Annotated in this window: 1 protein-coding gene and 1 pseudogene; both read left to right on the top strand. The window is 28.9% G+C overall.

What is annotated here, in order from left to right:
- Window positions 1–309 (top strand): ATP-binding cassette domain-containing protein (locus GQX97_RS14160; RefSeq protein WP_157152357.1); only part of this gene is annotated, 309 nt, incomplete at its 5' end.
- A gap of 27 nt (window positions 310–336) precedes the next feature.
- Window positions 337–584, top strand: a pseudogene (locus GQX97_RS14165) (ABC transporter permease); the annotation flags it as partial.

A 584-nucleotide genomic window follows, 5' to 3' on the forward strand; every position in this document is an offset into this window, starting at 1 on the left:
GAGAAACATTATCCTACAGAATTATCTGGAGGAGAACAGCAGAGGGTAAGTATTGCTCGTGCTATAGCTAAAAAGCCAAAAGTTGTATTATGCGATGAGCCTACTGGTGCTTTGGATAATAAAACTGGTATTATGGCTCTTAGGATATTAAGAAACTTAAATAAGGATTTTGGTACTAGTATAGTATTAATTACTCATAGTAAAGAGATTGCTAAAATGGCTGATACGGTTGTTAAGGTTTTAAGCGGAGAAGTAATAGAAAAATATGATGTAGAAAATCCTTTAAATCCTGAAGATATAGAATGGTAATAAAATAATTTTATTAATGGGAAAATAATGGTTAATATAAAAACAAAACTTTTATTTAGAAAAATTAGCAAACAGCTTGCGATATTTATGTCTGCTATTTTTATAGTAACTTTAGCGGTGCTTTTTTTTGTGGCTGTAAAGACAGTATATAGAGATTTTAAACTTACTGCTGAAGAGTATTTCGATAAAAATAATTTAGATGATTTAGTATTATTTGGAATGTTTAGCGAAGATGATATTAAAACTATTGAAGAGATTAATGGTATTAACATGGT

It is taken from the genome of Brachyspira sp. SAP_772 (assembly GCF_009755885.1).
GTDB lineage: Bacteria > Spirochaetota > Brachyspiria > Brachyspirales > Brachyspiraceae > Brachyspira.